The organism is Kribbella sp. CA-247076, assembly GCF_050942445.1.
Lineage (GTDB): Bacteria > Actinomycetota > Actinomycetes > Propionibacteriales > Kribbellaceae > Kribbella.
The window spans coordinates 5,439,108-5,455,068 of sequence record NZ_CP192051.1 but is presented as its reverse complement, the minus strand read 5'-3'; the positions used below and the strand labels follow the sequence as shown (position 1 = coordinate 5,455,068).

The 15,961-nt window shown below is 69.9% G+C and carries 17 protein-coding genes; 4 read left to right on the top strand and 13 right to left on the bottom strand.

The annotated features are described in order from the left end of the window. Positions 1 to 6 precede the first annotated feature (6 nt). From ACQPYZ_RS25670 to cobG, 3 genes are read right to left on the bottom strand one after another with little or no spacing between them, the layout of a single operon-like run. Positions 7 to 1,545: a precorrin-2 C(20)-methyltransferase gene (locus ACQPYZ_RS25670; protein ID WP_433160589.1), complete on the bottom strand. Its 1,539-nt coding sequence runs from the start codon at positions 1,543 to 1,545 to the stop codon at positions 7 to 9. Continuing rightward, positions 1,542 to 2,177, bottom strand: coding sequence for a precorrin-8X methylmutase (locus ACQPYZ_RS25665; protein ID WP_433160587.1), 636 nt, complete (start codon positions 2,175 to 2,177; stop codon positions 1,542 to 1,544). Before ACQPYZ_RS25665 ends, ACQPYZ_RS25670 begins: the two co-directional genes overlap by 4 nt. Next, a complete protein-coding gene (cobG, locus tag ACQPYZ_RS25660) occupies positions 2,174 to 3,283 on the bottom strand; it encodes a precorrin-3B synthase (protein ID WP_433160585.1) in 1,110 nt (369 codons plus the stop codon). The genes ACQPYZ_RS25665 and cobG overlap by 4 nt, the downstream gene beginning before the upstream one ends. A 94-nt stretch (positions 3,284 to 3,377) precedes the next feature. Between cobG and ACQPYZ_RS25655 the strand changes: the two genes are divergently transcribed. After that, positions 3,378 to 3,860 carry a MarR family winged helix-turn-helix transcriptional regulator gene (locus ACQPYZ_RS25655; RefSeq protein WP_433160583.1) on the top strand — a complete coding sequence of 161 codons (483 nt, stop codon included), beginning with the start codon at positions 3,378 to 3,380 and terminating at the stop codon, positions 3,858 to 3,860. Positions 3,861 to 3,908: 48 nt separating this feature from the next. Continuing rightward, positions 3,909 to 5,342 carry an MFS transporter gene (locus tag ACQPYZ_RS25650; protein WP_433160582.1) on the top strand — a complete coding sequence of 478 codons (1,434 nt, stop codon included), beginning with the start codon at positions 3,909 to 3,911 and terminating at the stop codon, positions 5,340 to 5,342. Between the two features lie 45 nt (positions 5,343 to 5,387). Here ACQPYZ_RS25650 and ACQPYZ_RS25645 read toward each other — a convergent pair whose 3' ends face one another. The 10 genes from ACQPYZ_RS25645 to ACQPYZ_RS25600 form a co-directional block, all read right to left on the bottom strand. Continuing rightward, positions 5,388 to 6,956: a carboxylesterase/lipase family protein gene (locus ACQPYZ_RS25645; protein WP_433160580.1), complete on the bottom strand. Its 1,569-nt coding sequence runs from the start codon at positions 6,954 to 6,956 to the stop codon at positions 5,388 to 5,390. Positions 6,957 to 7,190: 234 nt separating this feature from the next. Beyond that, positions 7,191 to 7,946, bottom strand: coding sequence for a precorrin-6A synthase (deacetylating) (gene cobF, locus ACQPYZ_RS25640; protein ID WP_433160579.1), 756 nt, complete (start codon positions 7,944 to 7,946; stop codon positions 7,191 to 7,193). A gap of 46 nt (positions 7,947 to 7,992) precedes the next feature. Continuing rightward, on the bottom strand, positions 7,993 to 8,346 hold the full coding sequence (gene frdD, locus ACQPYZ_RS25635) for a fumarate reductase subunit FrdD (RefSeq protein WP_433160577.1): 354 nt from the start codon (positions 8,344 to 8,346) through the stop codon (positions 7,993 to 7,995). Next, complete coding sequence (locus tag ACQPYZ_RS25630; protein ID WP_433160576.1) at positions 8,343 to 8,723, bottom strand: fumarate reductase subunit C; 381 nt, start codon at positions 8,721 to 8,723, stop codon at positions 8,343 to 8,345. Before ACQPYZ_RS25630 ends, frdD begins: the two co-directional genes overlap by 4 nt. Then, positions 8,720 to 9,463 carry a succinate dehydrogenase/fumarate reductase iron-sulfur subunit gene (locus ACQPYZ_RS25625; RefSeq protein WP_433160574.1) on the bottom strand — a complete coding sequence of 248 codons (744 nt, stop codon included), beginning with the start codon at positions 9,461 to 9,463 and terminating at the stop codon, positions 8,720 to 8,722. The genes ACQPYZ_RS25630 and ACQPYZ_RS25625 overlap by 4 nt, the downstream gene beginning before the upstream one ends. A 2-nt stretch (positions 9,464 to 9,465) precedes the next feature. Continuing rightward, on the bottom strand, positions 9,466 to 11,205 hold the full coding sequence (frdA, locus tag ACQPYZ_RS25620) for a fumarate reductase (quinol) flavoprotein subunit (RefSeq protein WP_433160572.1): 1,740 nt from the start codon (positions 11,203 to 11,205) through the stop codon (positions 9,466 to 9,468). A gap of 19 nt (positions 11,206 to 11,224) precedes the next feature. Further along, a complete protein-coding gene (locus tag ACQPYZ_RS25615; protein ID WP_433160570.1) occupies positions 11,225 to 11,458 on the bottom strand; it encodes a hypothetical protein in 234 nt (77 codons plus the stop codon). A 92-nt stretch (positions 11,459 to 11,550) separates the two neighbouring features. Further along, positions 11,551 to 13,047, bottom strand: a complete 1,497-nt coding sequence (gene zwf / locus ACQPYZ_RS25610; RefSeq protein WP_433160569.1) for a glucose-6-phosphate dehydrogenase — start codon at positions 13,045 to 13,047, stop codon at positions 11,551 to 11,553. Between the two features lie 40 nt (positions 13,048 to 13,087). Further along, on the bottom strand, positions 13,088 to 13,852 hold the full coding sequence (locus tag ACQPYZ_RS25605; protein ID WP_433160568.1) for a phytanoyl-CoA dioxygenase family protein: 765 nt from the start codon (positions 13,850 to 13,852) through the stop codon (positions 13,088 to 13,090). 42 nt (positions 13,853 to 13,894) lie between these two features. Continuing rightward, positions 13,895 to 14,275, bottom strand: a complete 381-nt coding sequence (locus ACQPYZ_RS25600; RefSeq protein ID WP_433160566.1) for a VOC family protein — start codon at positions 14,273 to 14,275, stop codon at positions 13,895 to 13,897. Between the two features lie 146 nt (positions 14,276 to 14,421). Between ACQPYZ_RS25600 and ACQPYZ_RS25595 the strand changes: the two genes are divergently transcribed. Continuing rightward, on the top strand, positions 14,422 to 14,760 hold the full coding sequence (locus tag ACQPYZ_RS25595) for a YciI family protein (RefSeq protein WP_433160565.1): 339 nt from the start codon (positions 14,422 to 14,424) through the stop codon (positions 14,758 to 14,760). Next, a complete protein-coding gene (locus ACQPYZ_RS25590) occupies positions 14,757 to 15,938 on the top strand; it encodes an RNA polymerase sigma factor (protein ID WP_433160563.1) in 1,182 nt (393 codons plus the stop codon). Before ACQPYZ_RS25595 ends, ACQPYZ_RS25590 begins: the two co-directional genes overlap by 4 nt. Positions 15,939 to 15,961 lie beyond the last annotated feature (23 nt).

Sequence of the window (15,961 nt, the reverse complement as noted above, 5' to 3'; positions counted from 1 at the left end):
GCGGATTTAACCGGACTCTGGCTCAGAGTCACTCGCCGTCGCCGGATAGCGACGTGGAGTGAAAACCAGGGGTCCGGCCGGGCGGGGCACGGTGCGGGTCTGCGACGACCCGATCACCAAGAGGCAGCGCATGTCAACCGTCTCCGGCTCCAGCTCAGCGAGGGTTGTGACGGTGATCGCCTCCTCCGGCCCGCCCACGTCCCGGCCGACGACGACCGGCGTACCCGGTGCGCGGTGCTCGAGCAGGAGGTCGCGGGTGGCGGCGACCTGCCAGGTGCGGGTCTTGGAGGCCGGGTTGTAGATCGCGATCGCCAGGTCGGCCGCGGCGGCGGCGGACAGCCGTTGGGCGATCACCTCCCACGGCTTGAGCCGGTCCGACAACGACAGGACGCAGTAGTCGTGCCCGAGTGGCGCACCGACGCGGCTCGCGACGGCCTGGGCCGCGGTCATGCCGGGCAGCACGCGTACGGCGATGTCGGCGTACTCCGGCTCGGAGGCGACCTCGGTGACCGCACTGGCCATCGCGAACACGCCAGGGTCGCCGGACGACACCACGACCACCTTCGACCCTTTCCGGGCGAGGTCCAGCGCGAACGCGGCCCGCTCGGACTCGACCCGGTTGTCGGACCCGTGCTTGCGCTGACGGGCCCGGTCGGGCAGCCGGTCGACGTACGGCCCGTAGCCGACCAGGTCGTCGGCACTCGCGATCGCGGCCCGCACCTCGGGCGTCATCCACTCCGGTCCGGCCGGTCCGAGGCCGACGACGGTGACCGCGCCGTCCGCTGCGGTCCTGGTCGCGGGGGCGGTGAATGTGGTGTTGATCGGGCTGGGGAGGAGGGCGAGTGAGAAGTACGGCACGTCGTCCGGGTCCATGTCGGCCAGGGGAGCGGTCCGCTGCGCGTCCGTGGTCGCGCGTTCGACATACCAGGCCTCGTCCGCGCGTCCGGCGAGCTCGAACGCCTCGCGGACACCTCCGAACGTCCGGCCCAGTTTCATCACCGCGGCCGCGTCCGTGTGCCGCAGCCGGTCCGCCAGTACGTCGGGAGGCAGCGTGCCCGGCAACACGGTGAGGATCTCGTCCCGCTCGCACAGCGGTCGGCCGAGTACGGCGGCCGCCGCGCTGACCGACGTGACGCCGGGGACCACCTCGCACGGGTACCGGTCCGCCAGCCGCTTGTGCATGTGCATGTAGGACCCGTAGAAGAGCGGATCGCCCTCGGCGAGGACGACGACGTCGCGGCCGGCATCGAGGTGCGCGGCCAACCGGGCGGCGCAGTCGGCGTAGAAATCGTCCATCGCCCCCTGGTAGCCGCCGGGGTGGTCGGTCGTCTCCGTGGTCAGCGGATAGACGAGGTGCTCCTCGAGTTGCCCGTCGGTGAGGTACGGCGCCGCGACCGAGCGGGCGATGCTGCGACCGTGCCGGGCGCTGTGGAACGCGATCACGTCCGCCGCGCCGATCAACCGGGCCGCCTTCACCGTCACCAGCTCGGGATCGCCCGGGCCCAACCCGACGCCCCACAGACGGCCCGTCGTCGGCCCGCTCATTCCGCCTCGCTCGCGATCGCGTTGACGGCGGCCGCGGTGATCGCGCTGCCACCCCGGCGGCCCTGCACGATCAGGTACTCCAGCCCGAGGTCGTTCGCCGCCAGGGCCTCCTTGGACTCGGCCGCCCCGACGAACCCGACCGGGATGCCGAGGACCGCGGCCGGCCGCGGCGCACCCGCCGCGATCACCTCGAGCAGCCGGAACAACGTCGTCGGAGCGTTGCCAATAGCAACAACAGACCCTTCCAGGTGCTCGAACCAGAGATCGACAGCCGCCGCGCTCCGAGTCGTCTGCAGGCGTTCCGCCAACTCGACGGTGCGCGGATCCGGCAACGTGCAGATCACCTGGTTGTCCGCCGGCAGGCGCTTCCGGGTGACGCCGGATGCCACCATCTGCGCGTCACACAGGATCGGAGCCCCGTCCTGCAGCGCGGCGCGCGCGTTCTTGACCACGTTGGTGGAGTGCCGGATGTCCTCGACCAGGTCGGTCATGCCACAGGCATGGATCATCCGTACGGCGACCTGCGCAACGTCGGCCGGGAGCGGGCCGAGACCGACCGCGGCCTCGGCCCGGATCGTCGCGAACGACTGCCGGTAGATCTCGGCCCCGTCCTTCACGTACTCGTGCTTCACCCGAGTCCTCCCCGTTCGCCGTCGATCGCGTATCCGTTGCCTACAGCAAGTACGTCGACGAACTCGCCGGCCGGCTTGCCGCAGCGCCGGTCACAGCCGGACCAGTGCACCGGCCGGCCGTGCCGGGGCAGTCGCGGCGTCACCTGGCGGGCGTCCGCCCGGACGTCCGCCAGCGCCTTCGCGCAGCCCGGCCGGCCGGCACATGCCGTCACCCCGTTCCAGGGTGAGTCCGCCGTGGTGACCAGTCCGACCCCGTCGAGCCGATCGCTCGGATCGGCCCGCACGCGAAGGACCAGCGAGCGCCACGGCGTGATCCGGACCTCGTCGGCGACCTCCCCGACGACGGCGGCCTGTTCCTGCGTCAGGCTGCCCAGCGGAACGGTCACCACCAGCGCGCTCTCCCCGTGCCACCCAGCATCGATCGTTGTCGTTCCGGTCGGCAGTTCCACGGTCGCCTGCAGACCGAGCCGCTCGAGGATCCTGCTCTCGCCGCCCTCGACCTCCGCGATCCGCCACTCCTGGCCGGCACGCACCTTCAGGAAAGCCTTCGCGGCCGCGATCATCACGTCGGCCGCATCGGCCCAACTCACCCGCACGCCCTTCGTGCCCAGGGTCAGGACCGCCTGGCAATCATTCAGCGCCCGGACCAGGACGTCCGCCCGTGCACCGGTCAGATCCCCCCGTCCGTCGTCCAGGGCGAACAGGAACCGCCCCGGCAGGTCCGCGAGTTTCCGGCGGGCGCACAAGGCGTGATCGACTGCGGCAGCCACCGGCAGGACGTCGTACCGGCTCTGGCCGTCCAGCCCGGACAGTGGTGACGCGAGGATGTTCCGCACGCGCTCGTGGGTGATGGAGGGGAGCAGGCCGGCGTCGTACAACCGCTGCGACAGCTCCTGCGGCCCGTCCGCCGTCAGCCCTCTGACCTGCACGTTTCCCCGCGAGGTCAGCTCCAGCCGCCCGTCTCCGAGGTCGTCGGCCGCCTGCCGGAGTACGTCGAGCTGCGCGAGCGTCAGCGCCCCGCCCGGCACCCGCACCCGGGCCAGGCCGCCGTCGGCCGCCTCGTGCACTGCCAGGACTCCGGGGCACCGATCCGTCTCAGTCCTCACCACACGCGAGATGCTACGTGCCCGCGCCGACGGCGGAGCAATGATCTGTCTCGGGATCGTCTGTCGCCGGATGATCCCGCGCTACGCTCGACGTATGGCGAAGACTCCAGCGCGCACGGTTCCTGATCTGACCGGGTATCTGACCCACGCCGGGCATGTGCTCGAGACCCGGTTGTCGGCCGCGCTGGCCGAGGTCGGGCTGACCGTGCGGATGCAATGCGTATTGCGGCACGCGCTGGAGGGGGAGCGGACGCAGATCCAGCTCGCCGAGTTGGCGTACCTGGACAAGACGACGATGGTCGTCACTGTCGACGCGCTCGAGAAGGCCGGGTACGCCGAACGCAAACCGTCGGCCACCGACCGCCGGGCCCGCATCGTCGCGGTCACCGAGGCCGGCGCGGCGGTCGCGCAGGAAGGTCAGCGGATCGTCGACCGCGTGCACGCCGAGGCGCTCGACGCGCTCGCCGCCGGTCAGCGCAAGCCGTTCGTGGACGCGCTCGCCGAGCTCGTCGGCGGGCACCTGTCCACGCCGGTCGAGGCGCAGCCGGTACGGCGCGGGCGGCAGCGCGCAAGCTGATCCAGAAAGAGATAGTCCGCTACAAAACTATCTGTTATGGTCGTTCTCATGACGACCACTTCGGTAACCCCTGCACCGGCCGCCCGCTCTGCTGCGGGCCGCGTGAAAGCACTTGTCGTGCTGTGCGTGATGCAGCTGATGATCATCCTCGACGGCACCGTGGTGACGGTCGCCCTGCCGACGATCCAGAGCGACCTCGGCTTCTCGCAGGCGGGTCTCGCCTGGGTGATGAACTCGTACCTGATCGCCTTCGCCGGTCTCCTGCTGCTGGCCGGCCGGATCGGCGATCTGCTCGGCAGCAAGCGCGTCTTCCTGGCCGGCCTTGGTCTGTTCACGGCCGCGTCCCTGCTGTGCGGGGTGGCGACCAGTGCCGAGGTCCTGATCGCCGGACGCTTCCTGCAGGGCGTCGGCGGGGCGCTGGCCTCCGCGGTGATCCTTGGCATGATCGTCGGGCTGTTCCCGGCTCCGGGCGAACAGGCGCGGGCGATGGGCGTCTACAGCTTCACCTCGGCCAGTGGCGCGTCCATCGGCCTGATCCTCGGTGGCGTGATCACGCAGACGGTGGGTTGGCACTGGGCATTCCTTATCAACGTCCCGATCGGGCTGGCCTCGCTGGCGTTCGCCGTACGCCTGCTGGCGGGAGAGAGGGGTCTGGGCCTCGGAAGGGGTGCTGACGTGCTGGGGGCCGTGCTGGTGACCGGAGGGCTTTCCCTTGCGGTCTACACGATCGTCCAGACGGCGGAGCCGCACGCGGAGTTGGTTCGCACGCTCGTGCTGGCTGTCGTTTCGGTGCTGCTGCTCGCGGCCTTCGTTCTGCGTCAGGCCCGGAGTGCGAACCCGCTGCTGTCGCTGCACATCTTCCGCAGGCGGCAGGTGACCGTGGCGAACGTGGTCGTCGTGCTGTTGTTCGCGGCCGGGTTCGGATTCCAGTTCACCACCGCGCTCTACGTGCAACGGGTGCTGGGCTACGACTCGCTCACCACCGGTCTCGCCTTTCTTCCCGCGCCTCTGATGAACGCCGTGATGTCACTGTCCATCGCGCCGCGGTTGACCGTCCGGTTCGGCCCGCGAACGATGCTGATCGCCGGACTCACCGCGTTCCTCGCCGCGCTGCTGTGGATCAGTCAGGCGCCGGTCGACGGTTCGTACGTCGTCCACGTCGCGCCCGTGCTCGCGGTCATGGGTGCCGGCATCGGTCTGGCCATCCCGGCGGCGATCATGCTCGCCATGTCCGGTGCGGAGCCAGGTGACGCTGGTCTGGCCTCCGGACTCAACAACACCGCACAGCAGGCGGGTGCCGCGGTCGGCACCGCCGTACTGGCCACGCTCGCGGCGTCGACGACGGCCAGCCGGCTGGGTGAAGGTGCCGGCGACGCACTGGCCCTGCGGGACGGGTACGGCGCTGCCTGGCTGGCTGCGGCCGGATTCGTGTTCGCGGGGCTGGTGCTCGCGGCCACCTCGCTCCGGACTGCTCGCAAGTGATGGGGGTGCGCGCGGCGGGGTCTTGGCCCCGCCGCGCGCACGCCGTCAGTTGATGCCTGCCCAGAGGTCGCAGTGGTGCTCGGTGGTGAGGTTGACGCGCTGGATGCCGCCTTGGTCGGTCGGCGCCAGTGAGAGGCCGGTCGCTGCGCGAGTGCGCGTCGGTGACCAGTGCGGACGGTCCGGGCCGTTGGGATCGCCGGTGCGGGCGAAGGTAGTCCAGTAGTCGATCATCTGGTTCGACAACACCTGCTGCGTCTCGGACAGTGGCGCATCCCAGCCGCCGAGGCGGAACAGATACGGGAGCTCCATCGCGTGCGCGGCGCCCTGACCGGGCTGGGCGAGGGGCGAGTGCTTGTCGGCGAACTCGTACGCGTAGACAGGCACCTTGCGGGCCGCCTGCAGGTCGGTAGCCGCCTGGGTGCAGGACCAGATCCGGTCGGTCGTGACCGCGGCCCACGCTGCGGCTGCCGACTCGTAGCGGTCCAGCGGGTACTCCCGCAGTACCTTGGCCGCTTGTGCCTTGCCGACCATGTTGGTCACCAGGCCCGGGTAGTCCATGATTTCGCCGAACGCGGCCACCCACGGAGTCGCCTCGTCGTGGTTGTTGCCGGACATCATCGGGACCCGGTGGAACAGCCCGGCCTTCATCGCCTTCGCGGGACTCAGGGGGACCGTCGCCGTACCGCCGTACCCGACCTGGGTGAACTGGAGGGTCTCCTGCACGAGTACGTCGGACTTCGCGGCGCGGAGGCAGTCGAGTGTTGACTGGCCGGGCCGGCAGGACAGCTTGTCGTGGTTGGCGGCGGCCCACTCCTTGCCGGTGGACTGGACGGTCCTCACCGGGACCCACGGGGAGTCGGCGGCCTGGCCGGGGTACTGGCTGTTGTCGTCCCAGTTGAAGGCGCATGAACCGCTCTGCATGATCGCCTTGCTGAACAGGCCGGTCGCGGTCGGGGAGGTCAGGTGGGCGCACACGCTCATGCCGCCGGCGGACTCTCCTGCCACTGTCACGTTGCGCGGGTCGCCGCCGAAGGCGCGGGCGTTCTGCTGGACCCAGCGCAGGGCGGCCTGCTGGTCCTGGAGGCCGTACGTGCCGGAGCCGGGCAGACCCGGGTAGCCGAAGAACCCGAAGATGCCGAGCCGGTAGTTGACCGTGACGACGACCACGTCGCCCCTGGTCGCGAGCTTCGACGCCTCGTAGTTGCCGGCGGTGCCCATGAAGAACCCTCCGCCGGGGATCCAGACGACGACGGCTCGTGGCTTGGTGGACGGCTTCTTCGGGACGGTGACGTTCAGGTAGAGGCAGTCCTCGGTGGTGGATCCGTTCGGGACTTCGGGGTTCGCTTGCTGCGGGCACGCGTTCGCGTCGACCGACTCACGTACGCCGTCCCACGGTCGCACGGGCTGTGGTGCCTTCCACCGCAGCTCTCCTACTGGCGGAGCCGCAAACGGAATCCCGTTGAACACCCTCGCCTCGCCGACCGAGGTCCCCCGCACCAGACCAGCATCAGTCCGCACGACATCGCTCGCCGCCGAAGCGCCGCTCACCAACACGCCTACACACACCAGCGCCAACGCAACCGCCGGCACAAGTCTCCTTCGCAATCTGTTCATACGAAGCAGCCTCACCCAAACCCCCACCCCCCGCTTCGCCCCAACGGCCAACCCACCTACACCTTTGGTCTAACCCGCCGCGCCAACTCACCGCGCCGCCGGAGGCGGCTGGTTCTTGTTCCGGCGCTCTCTCATCGCGCCGCCGGAGGCGGCTGGTTCTTCCTGCGCCCTTTCGCCGCGCCGCCGGAGGCGGCTGGTTCTTCCTGCGCTCTCTCGCCGCGCCGCCGGAGGCGGCTAGTTGTTCTTCCGGCGCAGCAGGTAGGTGTCCATGATCCAGCCTTTGCGGGTTCGGGCTTCGGCGCGGACCTTCTCGATCTCGGCGGCGACCTCGCGAAGGGGTCCGGAGATCAGGATCTCGTCCGGAGTCCCCAGGTACGCACCCCAGTAGATGTCCGCGTCCTGATCCAGATGCTCGGTGAACGCCGTCTGCGCATCGAGCATCACGACCACGTCGTCCACGTCCTCCGGCCACCCCTTGGCCAACCGCCGCCCGGTGGTGATCTGCACCGGCCGGCCGACCTGGTTGAGACCCACCCGATGCCGAGCCGCCAGCGTCGACACACTGCTGATTCCCGGGACCACCTCGACCTCGAACGACAGCTCGCCCCGCGCCAGGATGTCGTCCAGGATCGCCAGCGTGCTGTCGTACAACGACGGATCGCCCCACACCAGGAACGCCCCCACCTCGTCCGCACCCAACTCCGCCGCGATCATCGACGCACACACGTCGGCCCGGCGACGCCGCCAGTCGTCCACGGCCTCGACGTACGCGCTCGCCGTCCGGTCCCGCTCGGGGTCGCGGCCGACGACCACCCGGTGGTCACCCGCGTACCGGCGGAGGAGCTCCGACCGCAGGTCGACGAGCTCCTGTTTGACCTCGCCCTTGTCCAGGACGAAGACCACGTCGGCCCGCCGCAGCGCCCCCACGGCCTGCATCGTCACCTGCTCCGGGTCACCCGCGCCGACGCCGATCACCACGATCTCCCGCATGCCGCCGACCCTACGTCAGCCCCCCGCGGCCCCGATCCGGACCGCGTCAGAGCCGGATCAACAGCACCGCCGCGATCACCGTCCCCACGACCGCGCCGCCGTAGCACAGCACCACGATCGGCGCGTCGTACCGCTTCAGCTGCAGCCCGTCGTACAGCGTGAACCGGAAGCGGTGTGCCCAGTGGAAGAGCGCCAGCACACACAGCCCGAACAACACCAGCCGCGTGATCGGATTCCGCAGTACGGCGAACACGTGCGAGTGATCCGGCGGCGACAACAGCTCGAGCGGGAACGCGATCCCGAACAGGAACAGCAGGATCGGCACCATCAGCGCGACCACCATCCCACCGGAGCTGAACAGCATCCAGAGCACGGGTTCGGGACCAGGTCGGCGGTTCATCGCAGCACCAGCCAGGTCACGATTGCCGACAGCAACAACCACAGCAGGTAGTGCCCGGCGACGACCTGCCGCGGCGGCACCCGGCGCCCGCGCAGCCGGATCACCATCGCCCGCGGCGCCAGCCCGAACCACGTGATCGCGTGCAGCAGCACGAACGCCATCGCAACCACGTTGATCGCGACCACCCACCACCGTCCGCTCCAGACGAGGAAGTCCTGGTACGACGCCGCGCCGTCGCCGATCGCGTTGACCAGCAACAACAGGTAGACCACGAACCACGCGACGAAGACCGCGCTCAGCTCACGCAGTACGAACAACAGATACGAGCGGCGCTCGAGCCACCACAGCAGCGCGAGCGGCCGCTGATAGGTGCTCATCGCCGGCTCCGGGGCAGCAGCAGGTCCTTGATCGACTGGGTCGCCGCGGTCAGCTTGTAGCGCTGGATCGCCCCGGCCGGGTCCACGTCCTTCGGGCACGCGGCACTGCACTCGCCGACGAACGTGCACGCCCAGATCCCCTCCGGCGACGACAGCACGGCGCGCCGCTCCTCGGACCCCTCGTCGCGCGAGTCGAGGTTGTACCGCTGGGCCAGCGCGATCGCCGCCGGGCCGATGAAGTCCGGCTCCAGGCTGTACACCGGGCAGGCCGAGTAGCACAGCATGCAGTTGATGCACATGCTGAACTGCTGGTACTCCGCCAGCTCCTCCGGGGTCTGCAGGTACTCGCCCTCCTCGACCGGGCTGTGCACGTCCCGGACCACCCACGGCTTCACCGTCGGCAGCTTGGTCATGAAGTCGTCGATGTCGATCACCAGGTCGCGGATCACCGGGAAGTTGCGCAGCGGCTCGACCCGGACCGGGCCGGGCGCGTAGTCGGTCAGGAAGGTCGCGCAGCTCAGCTGCGGCTCGCCGTTCACCGTCATCCCGCAGCTGCCGCAGATCCCCATCCGGCACGACCACCGGAACGACAGCGTGCCGTCCAGGTGGTCCTTGATGTACGTCAGCCCGTCGAGGACGGCCCAGTGCTCGCGCAGCGGCACCTGGAACGACTCCATCACCGGCTCGGACTCCTGCTCGGGCCGGTAGCGCGCGACCTCGAGGGTGATCTCGTCTGCCATTCCTACCTCCCGTACACCCGTTCTCCCGGCGGCCAGCGGGTGATCGTCACCGGTAGATACGTGACCCGGCCGGTGCCGTCCGGTTCCCGCCGTACCAGGGAATGCGCCAGGAACCGCTCGTCGTTGCGGGCCGGGAAGTCGGTGCGCTGGTGGGCGCCGCGCGACTCCTCCCGCAGGTGCGCGCTGGCGATGATGGTCTCGGCGACGTCCAGCATGAACCCGAGCTCCAGCAACGCGATCAGCTCGGTGTTGAAGTTGCTGCTGTGGTCGTCGATCGCCGCGTGCCGGAACCGCAGCTGCAATTCCTTGAGCTGCTCGGCCGCCTTCGCCAGCGAGTCCCCGTCGCGGTAGATGCCGGCGCCGTTCTCCATCGTGGTCTGCATCTCGGTGCGGATGTCCGCGATCCGTTCGTGCCCCTCGGAGTGGCGGGTCAGGTCCTCCGTCAGCCGCCGTACCTCGTCCCGTCCCTGCGCCTCGATCACCTTCGGTACGACGTTGCGGTACCGGCCGGCGTGGACGGCCGCGGCCCGGCCGGCCCGGTTGCCGAAGACCAGGCACTCGGGCAACGAGTTCGACCCCAGCCGGTTGGCGCCGTTGATGCTCACACAGGCCACCTCACCGGCGGCGTACAGGCCCTCGAGCGAGGTCTCGCCGCGCAGGTCGGTGTGGATCCCGCCCATCATGTAGTGCACCACCGGGCGGACCGGCACCAGCTCCGTGACCGGGTCGATGTTCTGGTACTTCGAGCACAGCTCCCGGACGAACGGCAGCTTGGCGTCGATCAGCTGCGCCCCGAGGTGCCGCAGGTCCAGGTTCACCACCGGTCCGTACGGCGTCTCGATCGTCCGGCCCTTGTCGAGTTCGTGCACGAACGCCTGCGACAGGCGGTCGCGCGGCCCGAGCTCCATGCTGCGCAGGACCGGGGTCGGCGACGGCGTGCCGAGGTCGTAGTCCTGGAGGTAGCGGTAGCCGTCCTTGTTGAGCAGCCAGCCGCCCTCCGCCCGGGCCGCCTCGGTGATCAGGATGCCGGTGAACGGCAGGCCGGTCGGGTGGTACTGGACGAACTCCATGTCCTTCAGCGCCGCACCCGCCCGGTAGGCGAGCGCCATCCCGTCACCGGTCTTGATGTTCGCGTTGGTGGTGAACGGGTAGACGCGGCCGCAGCCGCCGGTGCACACGATCACCGCGCTCGCCGTGATCGTCTCGATCCGGCCGGTGGACAGTTCGATCGCGACCACGCCGTACGCACGGCCGTCCTCGACCAGGATCTTGGTGACGTACCACTCGTCGTACCGGACGATGTCGGAGTACGACAGCGCGGTCTGGAACAGCGTGTGCAGCAGGTGGAAGCCCGTCCGGTCGGCGGCGAACCAGGTCCGCTTCTTCTTCATCCCGCCGAACGCCCGCACCGCGATCCGCCCGTCCGGCTGCCGGCTCCACGGGCAACCCCAGTGCTCGAGCCGGAGCAGCTCGCGCGGAGCCTCGGCGACGAACGCCTCGACCGCGTCCTGGTCGCACAGCCAGTCGCTGCCGGACACCGTGTCGTACGCGTGCTCGTCGAGCGTGTCGTCGTCGGCGGCAACGGCCGCCGCACCGCCCTCGGCGGACACGGTGTGGCTGCGCATCGGGTAGACCTTCGAGACGACCGCCACCCGCAGGGCCGGGTTGGTCTCGGCCACCGCGATGGCGGCCCGCAGCCCCGCGCCGCCTCCACCGATCACCACCACATCGTGAAAGCTCATGCGTCACCGCCCGCCCCGGTCAGGCTTCGTGGTCCCCGCTGTGCTCGTCCAGCAGGATCTTCCCGTCGTGCCGCACGGTCTGGATCCGCACACTGCCGTCGTGGAACTCGTGCCGGATCCGGCGGCACCCGCACGCGTAGTGCACGTCGTCCATCCGGAAGCCCTCGAAGTCGTCCTCCTGACTCCGGTTCGCGTCCACGACCCGTCCACACGGCGCCCGCTCCCCGGTCAGATGCGTCCTCGTCCCGGTCATAAGCCACCTCCCGCCACCACAATTCGTATGTGACTCACATCACATACCGATAGTGCGCCTGGAGCCGGGCGGCGGCAACACCCCGAGGGAGGTCAGGGCTTGTACTCGCGCCATTCGCGTTCGAACGGGAGGCGCCAGGCGCGGGGAGCGATCAGTTGGTGGATGGCGTTGGGGCCCCAGGTGCCGGCCTGGTAGGGCTTGACCGGCGGCGGGTCCTCGAGCAGCAGGGCGGAGCGGTCCCAGAGCGACTCGATGCCCTCGGCGGTGGTGAACAGCGTGTGGTCGCCGCGCATCGCGTCCAGGATCAGCCGCTCGTACGCCTCGAGTACGTCGCCCGCCCGCTCGGTCTCCTGCGTGGAGAACTGCATCGACAGCTTCTCCAGCCGCATCCCCGGGCCGGGCCGCTTGCCGTAGAACGACAGCGACACCCGCGACGAGTCGGCCAGGTCGAAGGTCAGGTGGTCCGGCCCCTGCGACCCGACCCCGGAGCCGGCCGGGAACATCGTCTTCGGCGCCTCCTTGAACGCGATCGAGATGATCCGCAGCCCCTCGGCCATCCGCTTGCCGGTCCGCAGGTAGAACGGCACACCGGCCCAGCGCCAGTTGTCGATGCCGACCTTCAGCGCGATGAACGTCTCGGTGTCGGAGTCCGGCGCGACACCGTCCTCGCCGCGGTAACCGGAGTACTGGCCGCGGACCACGTCGGCCGGGTTGATCGGCAGCATGGAGCGGAAGACCTTGTTCTTCTCCTCCGAGATCGCCCGCGGCTCCAGGGCGGTCGGCGGCTCCATCGCGACGAACGACATCACCTGCATCAGGTGCGTGACCACCATGTCCTTGTACGCCCCGGTCGGCTCGTAGAAGGTGGCCCGCTGGTCCAGCCCGAGCGACTCCGGGATGTCGATCTGCACGTGGTCGATGAAGTTGCGGTTCCAGATCGGCTCGAACAACCCGTTCGCGAACCGGAACGCGAGGATGTTGAGCGCGGCCTCCTTGCCGAGGAAGTGGTCGATCCGGAAGATCTGCGACTCGTCGAAGGTCTCGTGGACGAAGTTGTTCAGCTGGATCGCCGTGGCCAGGTCGTCGCCGAACGGCTTCTCCATCACCACCCGGGCACGCTCGACCAGATCCGCGTCGCGCAGCATCGCGATCACCGCCTGCGCGGCCTTCGGCGGCACCGACAGGTAGTGCAGCCGGCAGGTGTCCGGTCCGAGCAGCTCCTCCGCGGCCTTCACACAGGTGGCGAGCGCCTCGGGCCCGGCGGTGACCGGCACGTAGTCGAGCCGTTCGGCGAACTCCGCCCACTCCTCCTCGGTCATCCGGTGCGTCCCGTACGTCTCCACCGCGTCCCGTGCCCGGGCCCGGAACTCGTCGGGGGTGAGGGCCTCGGTCGCCGTACCGATAATGCGGACGTCGGGGGCGAACTTGGACTGCTGCAGGTACGCCAGCCCCGGCAGGAGCTTGCGTTTCGCCAGGTCGCCGGTCGCCCCGAACAGCACGATCACGTGCGGCGCGAGCGGCTCCGGATCCCGCCGCGACGGCCGTGATCCCGGCGCCGGGTAGGCAATGGTCTGAGTACGGTCAGGCATCGAAGTCCTCCCGAGAAAGCCGTCACCCGGAAGTCTAGGCTCACGCGGTGATCATGGCGGTGGCCATCATCCGCGGCTGGTCGAGGCAGTTGGGCGCGGCCGAGTGGAACGTGTCGCAGTGCATGAAGTAGACGTCACCCGCCCGGCCGGTCAGCTCCACCACCCGCAGGGGTACGCCGTCCAGCTCGGTGCCGTCGACCAGGTAGCGCCGGACCCGGTCGCCGGTGTCCTCGTCGCTCCACAGCTCCCGCAGCCACGGGTGGACCTCACCGAGCTCGCGACGCAACCGCTTCGGGTGCGGGCCGTCCGCGGCCGGGTCGGCGTACCGGCACACCAAGTGGTGCGAACCGGTGAGGACGAGCGTCCCGCCACCGCGTGGACGGATGTCGTTCAGCAGGACGAACAGTTGCACGGCCCGGAGCCGGCGCGGCCCGAACGGTACGAAGTCGTTGTGCCACACCGTCGACGGCACGTCCCAGCTGGTCCCGTCCCGGCGCGGGAAGGTGACCAGCAACGTTGCCCACTTCGACGGCTCGGTCCAGGCGCCCATCAGCCCGTCGAGTGCCGAGCGGACCGGCGGGCACCCGATCCGCGCGAACTCACGGCAGCCGGCGACTGTCCGCAGCCCGGCCAGGCGTTCCTCGATCAGCCAGGTCGCCGGATCGCTCCGGGCGATCCCGTGTGCGGCGCCGACGTGGGCCCAGATCCGGTCGCACATGGCCTCGGCGTCGGCAGGCGGGACCGCACCGGCGACCCGGAGGAGGCCGGTGCGCTCGAACTCGTCGCGTTGCGCCGCGGTCAGCACGCCGTCCACTCTGACCGTGGACCGCTGCGGTGCGCGACCGAATTACGCGTTCTGCCAGAGTCCGACGACGTTGCCCTCGGGGTCCTCGAAGTACGCCGCGAAGCCCATGTCGGCCACCGGCACCTTCTCGCCGACGGGCTTGCCGCCGAGCTGCTCGACCGACTTGAGCGCCGCGTCGATGTCGTCCACGTCGATGGTCAGCACCAGCCGGTCGACGCCGCCGTCCCCGCGCCGGAACATGCCGCCGTTGACGAATCCCGGCTCGCTCGGGAACCCCTCCTCGGTCACCGGCCCGGTCGACACCATCGTGTACCCGAGGTCGGGGAGCTCCTGCAGCTGCCACCCGAACGCCTCGGCGTAGAACGTCCGCGCCCGCTGCGCGTCGTCGTACGGAATCTCGAAATGCACCACTCGTCCGGCCATCGTTTCCTCCCCTGGGTACCGGTCGTCCTCCGACGCTAGACCCGCGCACCGCCTGCCGACCAGACCCTGCTCCGGCGTTCTACCGTGGGGTGTCCGTTTCCGCCGGGGCTGTTCGTCGGTGGGGTGAGACCGTTCGGAGGAGGACCGTGAAGTACTTGCTGATGATCTGCGGTGACGAGACCGCCGCGGAGCACGCGAACGACGGCTGCGGCGGCTGGTCCGAGGAGATGGAGCAGCGCGGCGTGGTCCGCGGTGGCGCCGGGCTGCGGCCGCCGGCCGAGGCGACCACCGTGCGGGTGCGCGAGGAGGAGCTGCTGCTGACCGACGGGCCGTTCGCGGAGACCAAGGAGCAGATCGGCGGATTCGTGCTGATCGAGTGCGCCGACCTGGACGAGGCGATCGAGATCGCGGCCAAGCACCCCGCGGCCGGCTACGGGACGATCGAGATCCGGCCGCTGCTGGAGCTTCCGCCGGAGGCTGGGTGACCTTCGAGCAGGTCTACCGGCAGGAGTGGGGGCAGGTGGTCGCCACGCTGATCCGCCTGACCGGTGACTGGGAGCTGTCCGAGGAGTGCGCGCAGGAGGCGTTCGCGGCGGCTCTCCAGCGGTGGCCGCGGGACGGCATACCGGACAAGCCGGGTGCCTGGCTGACCACGACCGCCCGCAACAAGGCCGTCGACTGGCTGCGCCGGGAGGCGGTCGGCGCGGCCAAGCTCAAGGAGGTGGCTGCCATGGACCACGAGTCCGATCCGCCGTACGACGTACCGGACGACCGGCTGCGGTTGATGTTCACCTGCTGCCACCCAGCGCTGGCGCTGGAGGCACGGGTGGCCCTGACCCTGCGGACACTGACCGGCCTCAGTACGGCGGAGATCGCGCGGGCGTTCCTGGTCCCGGAGCCGACCATGTCGAAACGGCTGACCCGGGCCAAGCACAAGATCCAGCACGCCGGCATCCCGTACCGCGTCCCGCCCGCACACCTCCTGCCCGAGCGACTGCCCGCAGTACTGGCCGTGCTCTACCTGCTGTTCAACGAGGGGTACTCCGACGTCGTCCGGAGCAGCCTGAGCAGTGAGGCGATCAGACTGACCCGTCTGCTCGTGGAACTGATGCCGGACGAGCCGGAGGCGGCAGGACTGCTCGCCCTGATGCTCCTGCACGACGCACGCCGTGACACCCGCCTGAGCGCGGACGGTGTGCTGGTCACGCTGGACGAGCAGGACCGCACCCGTTGGGACCACGCGCAGATCACCGAAGGCGAGCACCTGCTCGAAACCGCACTCGGGGCAGGCCGGCCCGGACCGTATCAGGTGCAGGCCGCCATAGCCGCCTGCCATGCGTCCGCACGGACCGCTGCCGACACGGACTGGCCGCAGATCGCCGCACTGTACGGGCAGCTCAAGCAGACCCCGGTCGTCGCCCTGAACCGCGCCGTCGCCATCGGCATGGCCGACGGACCCGCGGTCGGGCTTCGGCTCGTCGACGACCTCGCAGCCGGCCCGCTGGCGGGCTACCACCTTCTCCCTGCCACGCGGGCCGACTTCCTTCGCCGACTCGGGCGGCTCCCGGAAGCGGCAGCGTCGTACCGCGAAGCGATCGAGCTGGCCACCACGGACGCCGAGCGGAGATACCTGGAGAATCGTCTGCACGATGTGTCCGTCTGAGCCGATGCTGTTCGTCGGTGTGG

Coding starts and splice junctions, on each gene's coding strand:
- ACQPYZ_RS25670 (WP_433160589.1), bottom strand. CDS start 1,545: ATGAGCGGGCCGACGACGGGCCGTCTGTGGGGCGTCGGGTTGGGCCCG.
- ACQPYZ_RS25655 (WP_433160583.1), top strand. CDS start 3,378: ATGGCGAAGACTCCAGCGCGCACGGTTCCTGATCTGACCGGGTATCTG.
- ACQPYZ_RS25650 (WP_433160582.1), top strand. CDS start 3,909: ATGACGACCACTTCGGTAACCCCTGCACCGGCCGCCCGCTCTGCTGCG.
- ACQPYZ_RS25645 (WP_433160580.1), bottom strand. CDS start 6,956: ATGAACAGATTGCGAAGGAGACTTGTGCCGGCGGTTGCGTTGGCGCTG.
- cobF (WP_433160579.1), bottom strand. CDS start 7,946: ATGCGGGAGATCGTGGTGATCGGCGTCGGCGCGGGTGACCCGGAGCAG.
- frdD (WP_433160577.1), bottom strand. CDS start 8,346: ATGAACCGCCGACCTGGTCCCGAACCCGTGCTCTGGATGCTGTTCAGC.
- ACQPYZ_RS25630 (WP_433160576.1), bottom strand. CDS start 8,723: ATGAGCACCTATCAGCGGCCGCTCGCGCTGCTGTGGTGGCTCGAGCGC.
- ACQPYZ_RS25625 (WP_433160574.1), bottom strand. CDS start 9,463: ATGGCAGACGAGATCACCCTCGAGGTCGCGCGCTACCGGCCCGAGCAG.
- frdA (WP_433160572.1), bottom strand. CDS start 11,205: ATGAGCTTTCACGATGTGGTGGTGATCGGTGGAGGCGGCGCGGGGCTG.
- ACQPYZ_RS25615 (WP_433160570.1), bottom strand. CDS start 11,458: ATGACCGGGACGAGGACGCATCTGACCGGGGAGCGGGCGCCGTGTGGA.
- zwf (WP_433160569.1), bottom strand. CDS start 13,047: ATGCCTGACCGTACTCAGACCATTGCCTACCCGGCGCCGGGATCACGG.
- ACQPYZ_RS25600 (WP_433160566.1), bottom strand. CDS start 14,275: ATGGCCGGACGAGTGGTGCATTTCGAGATTCCGTACGACGACGCGCAG.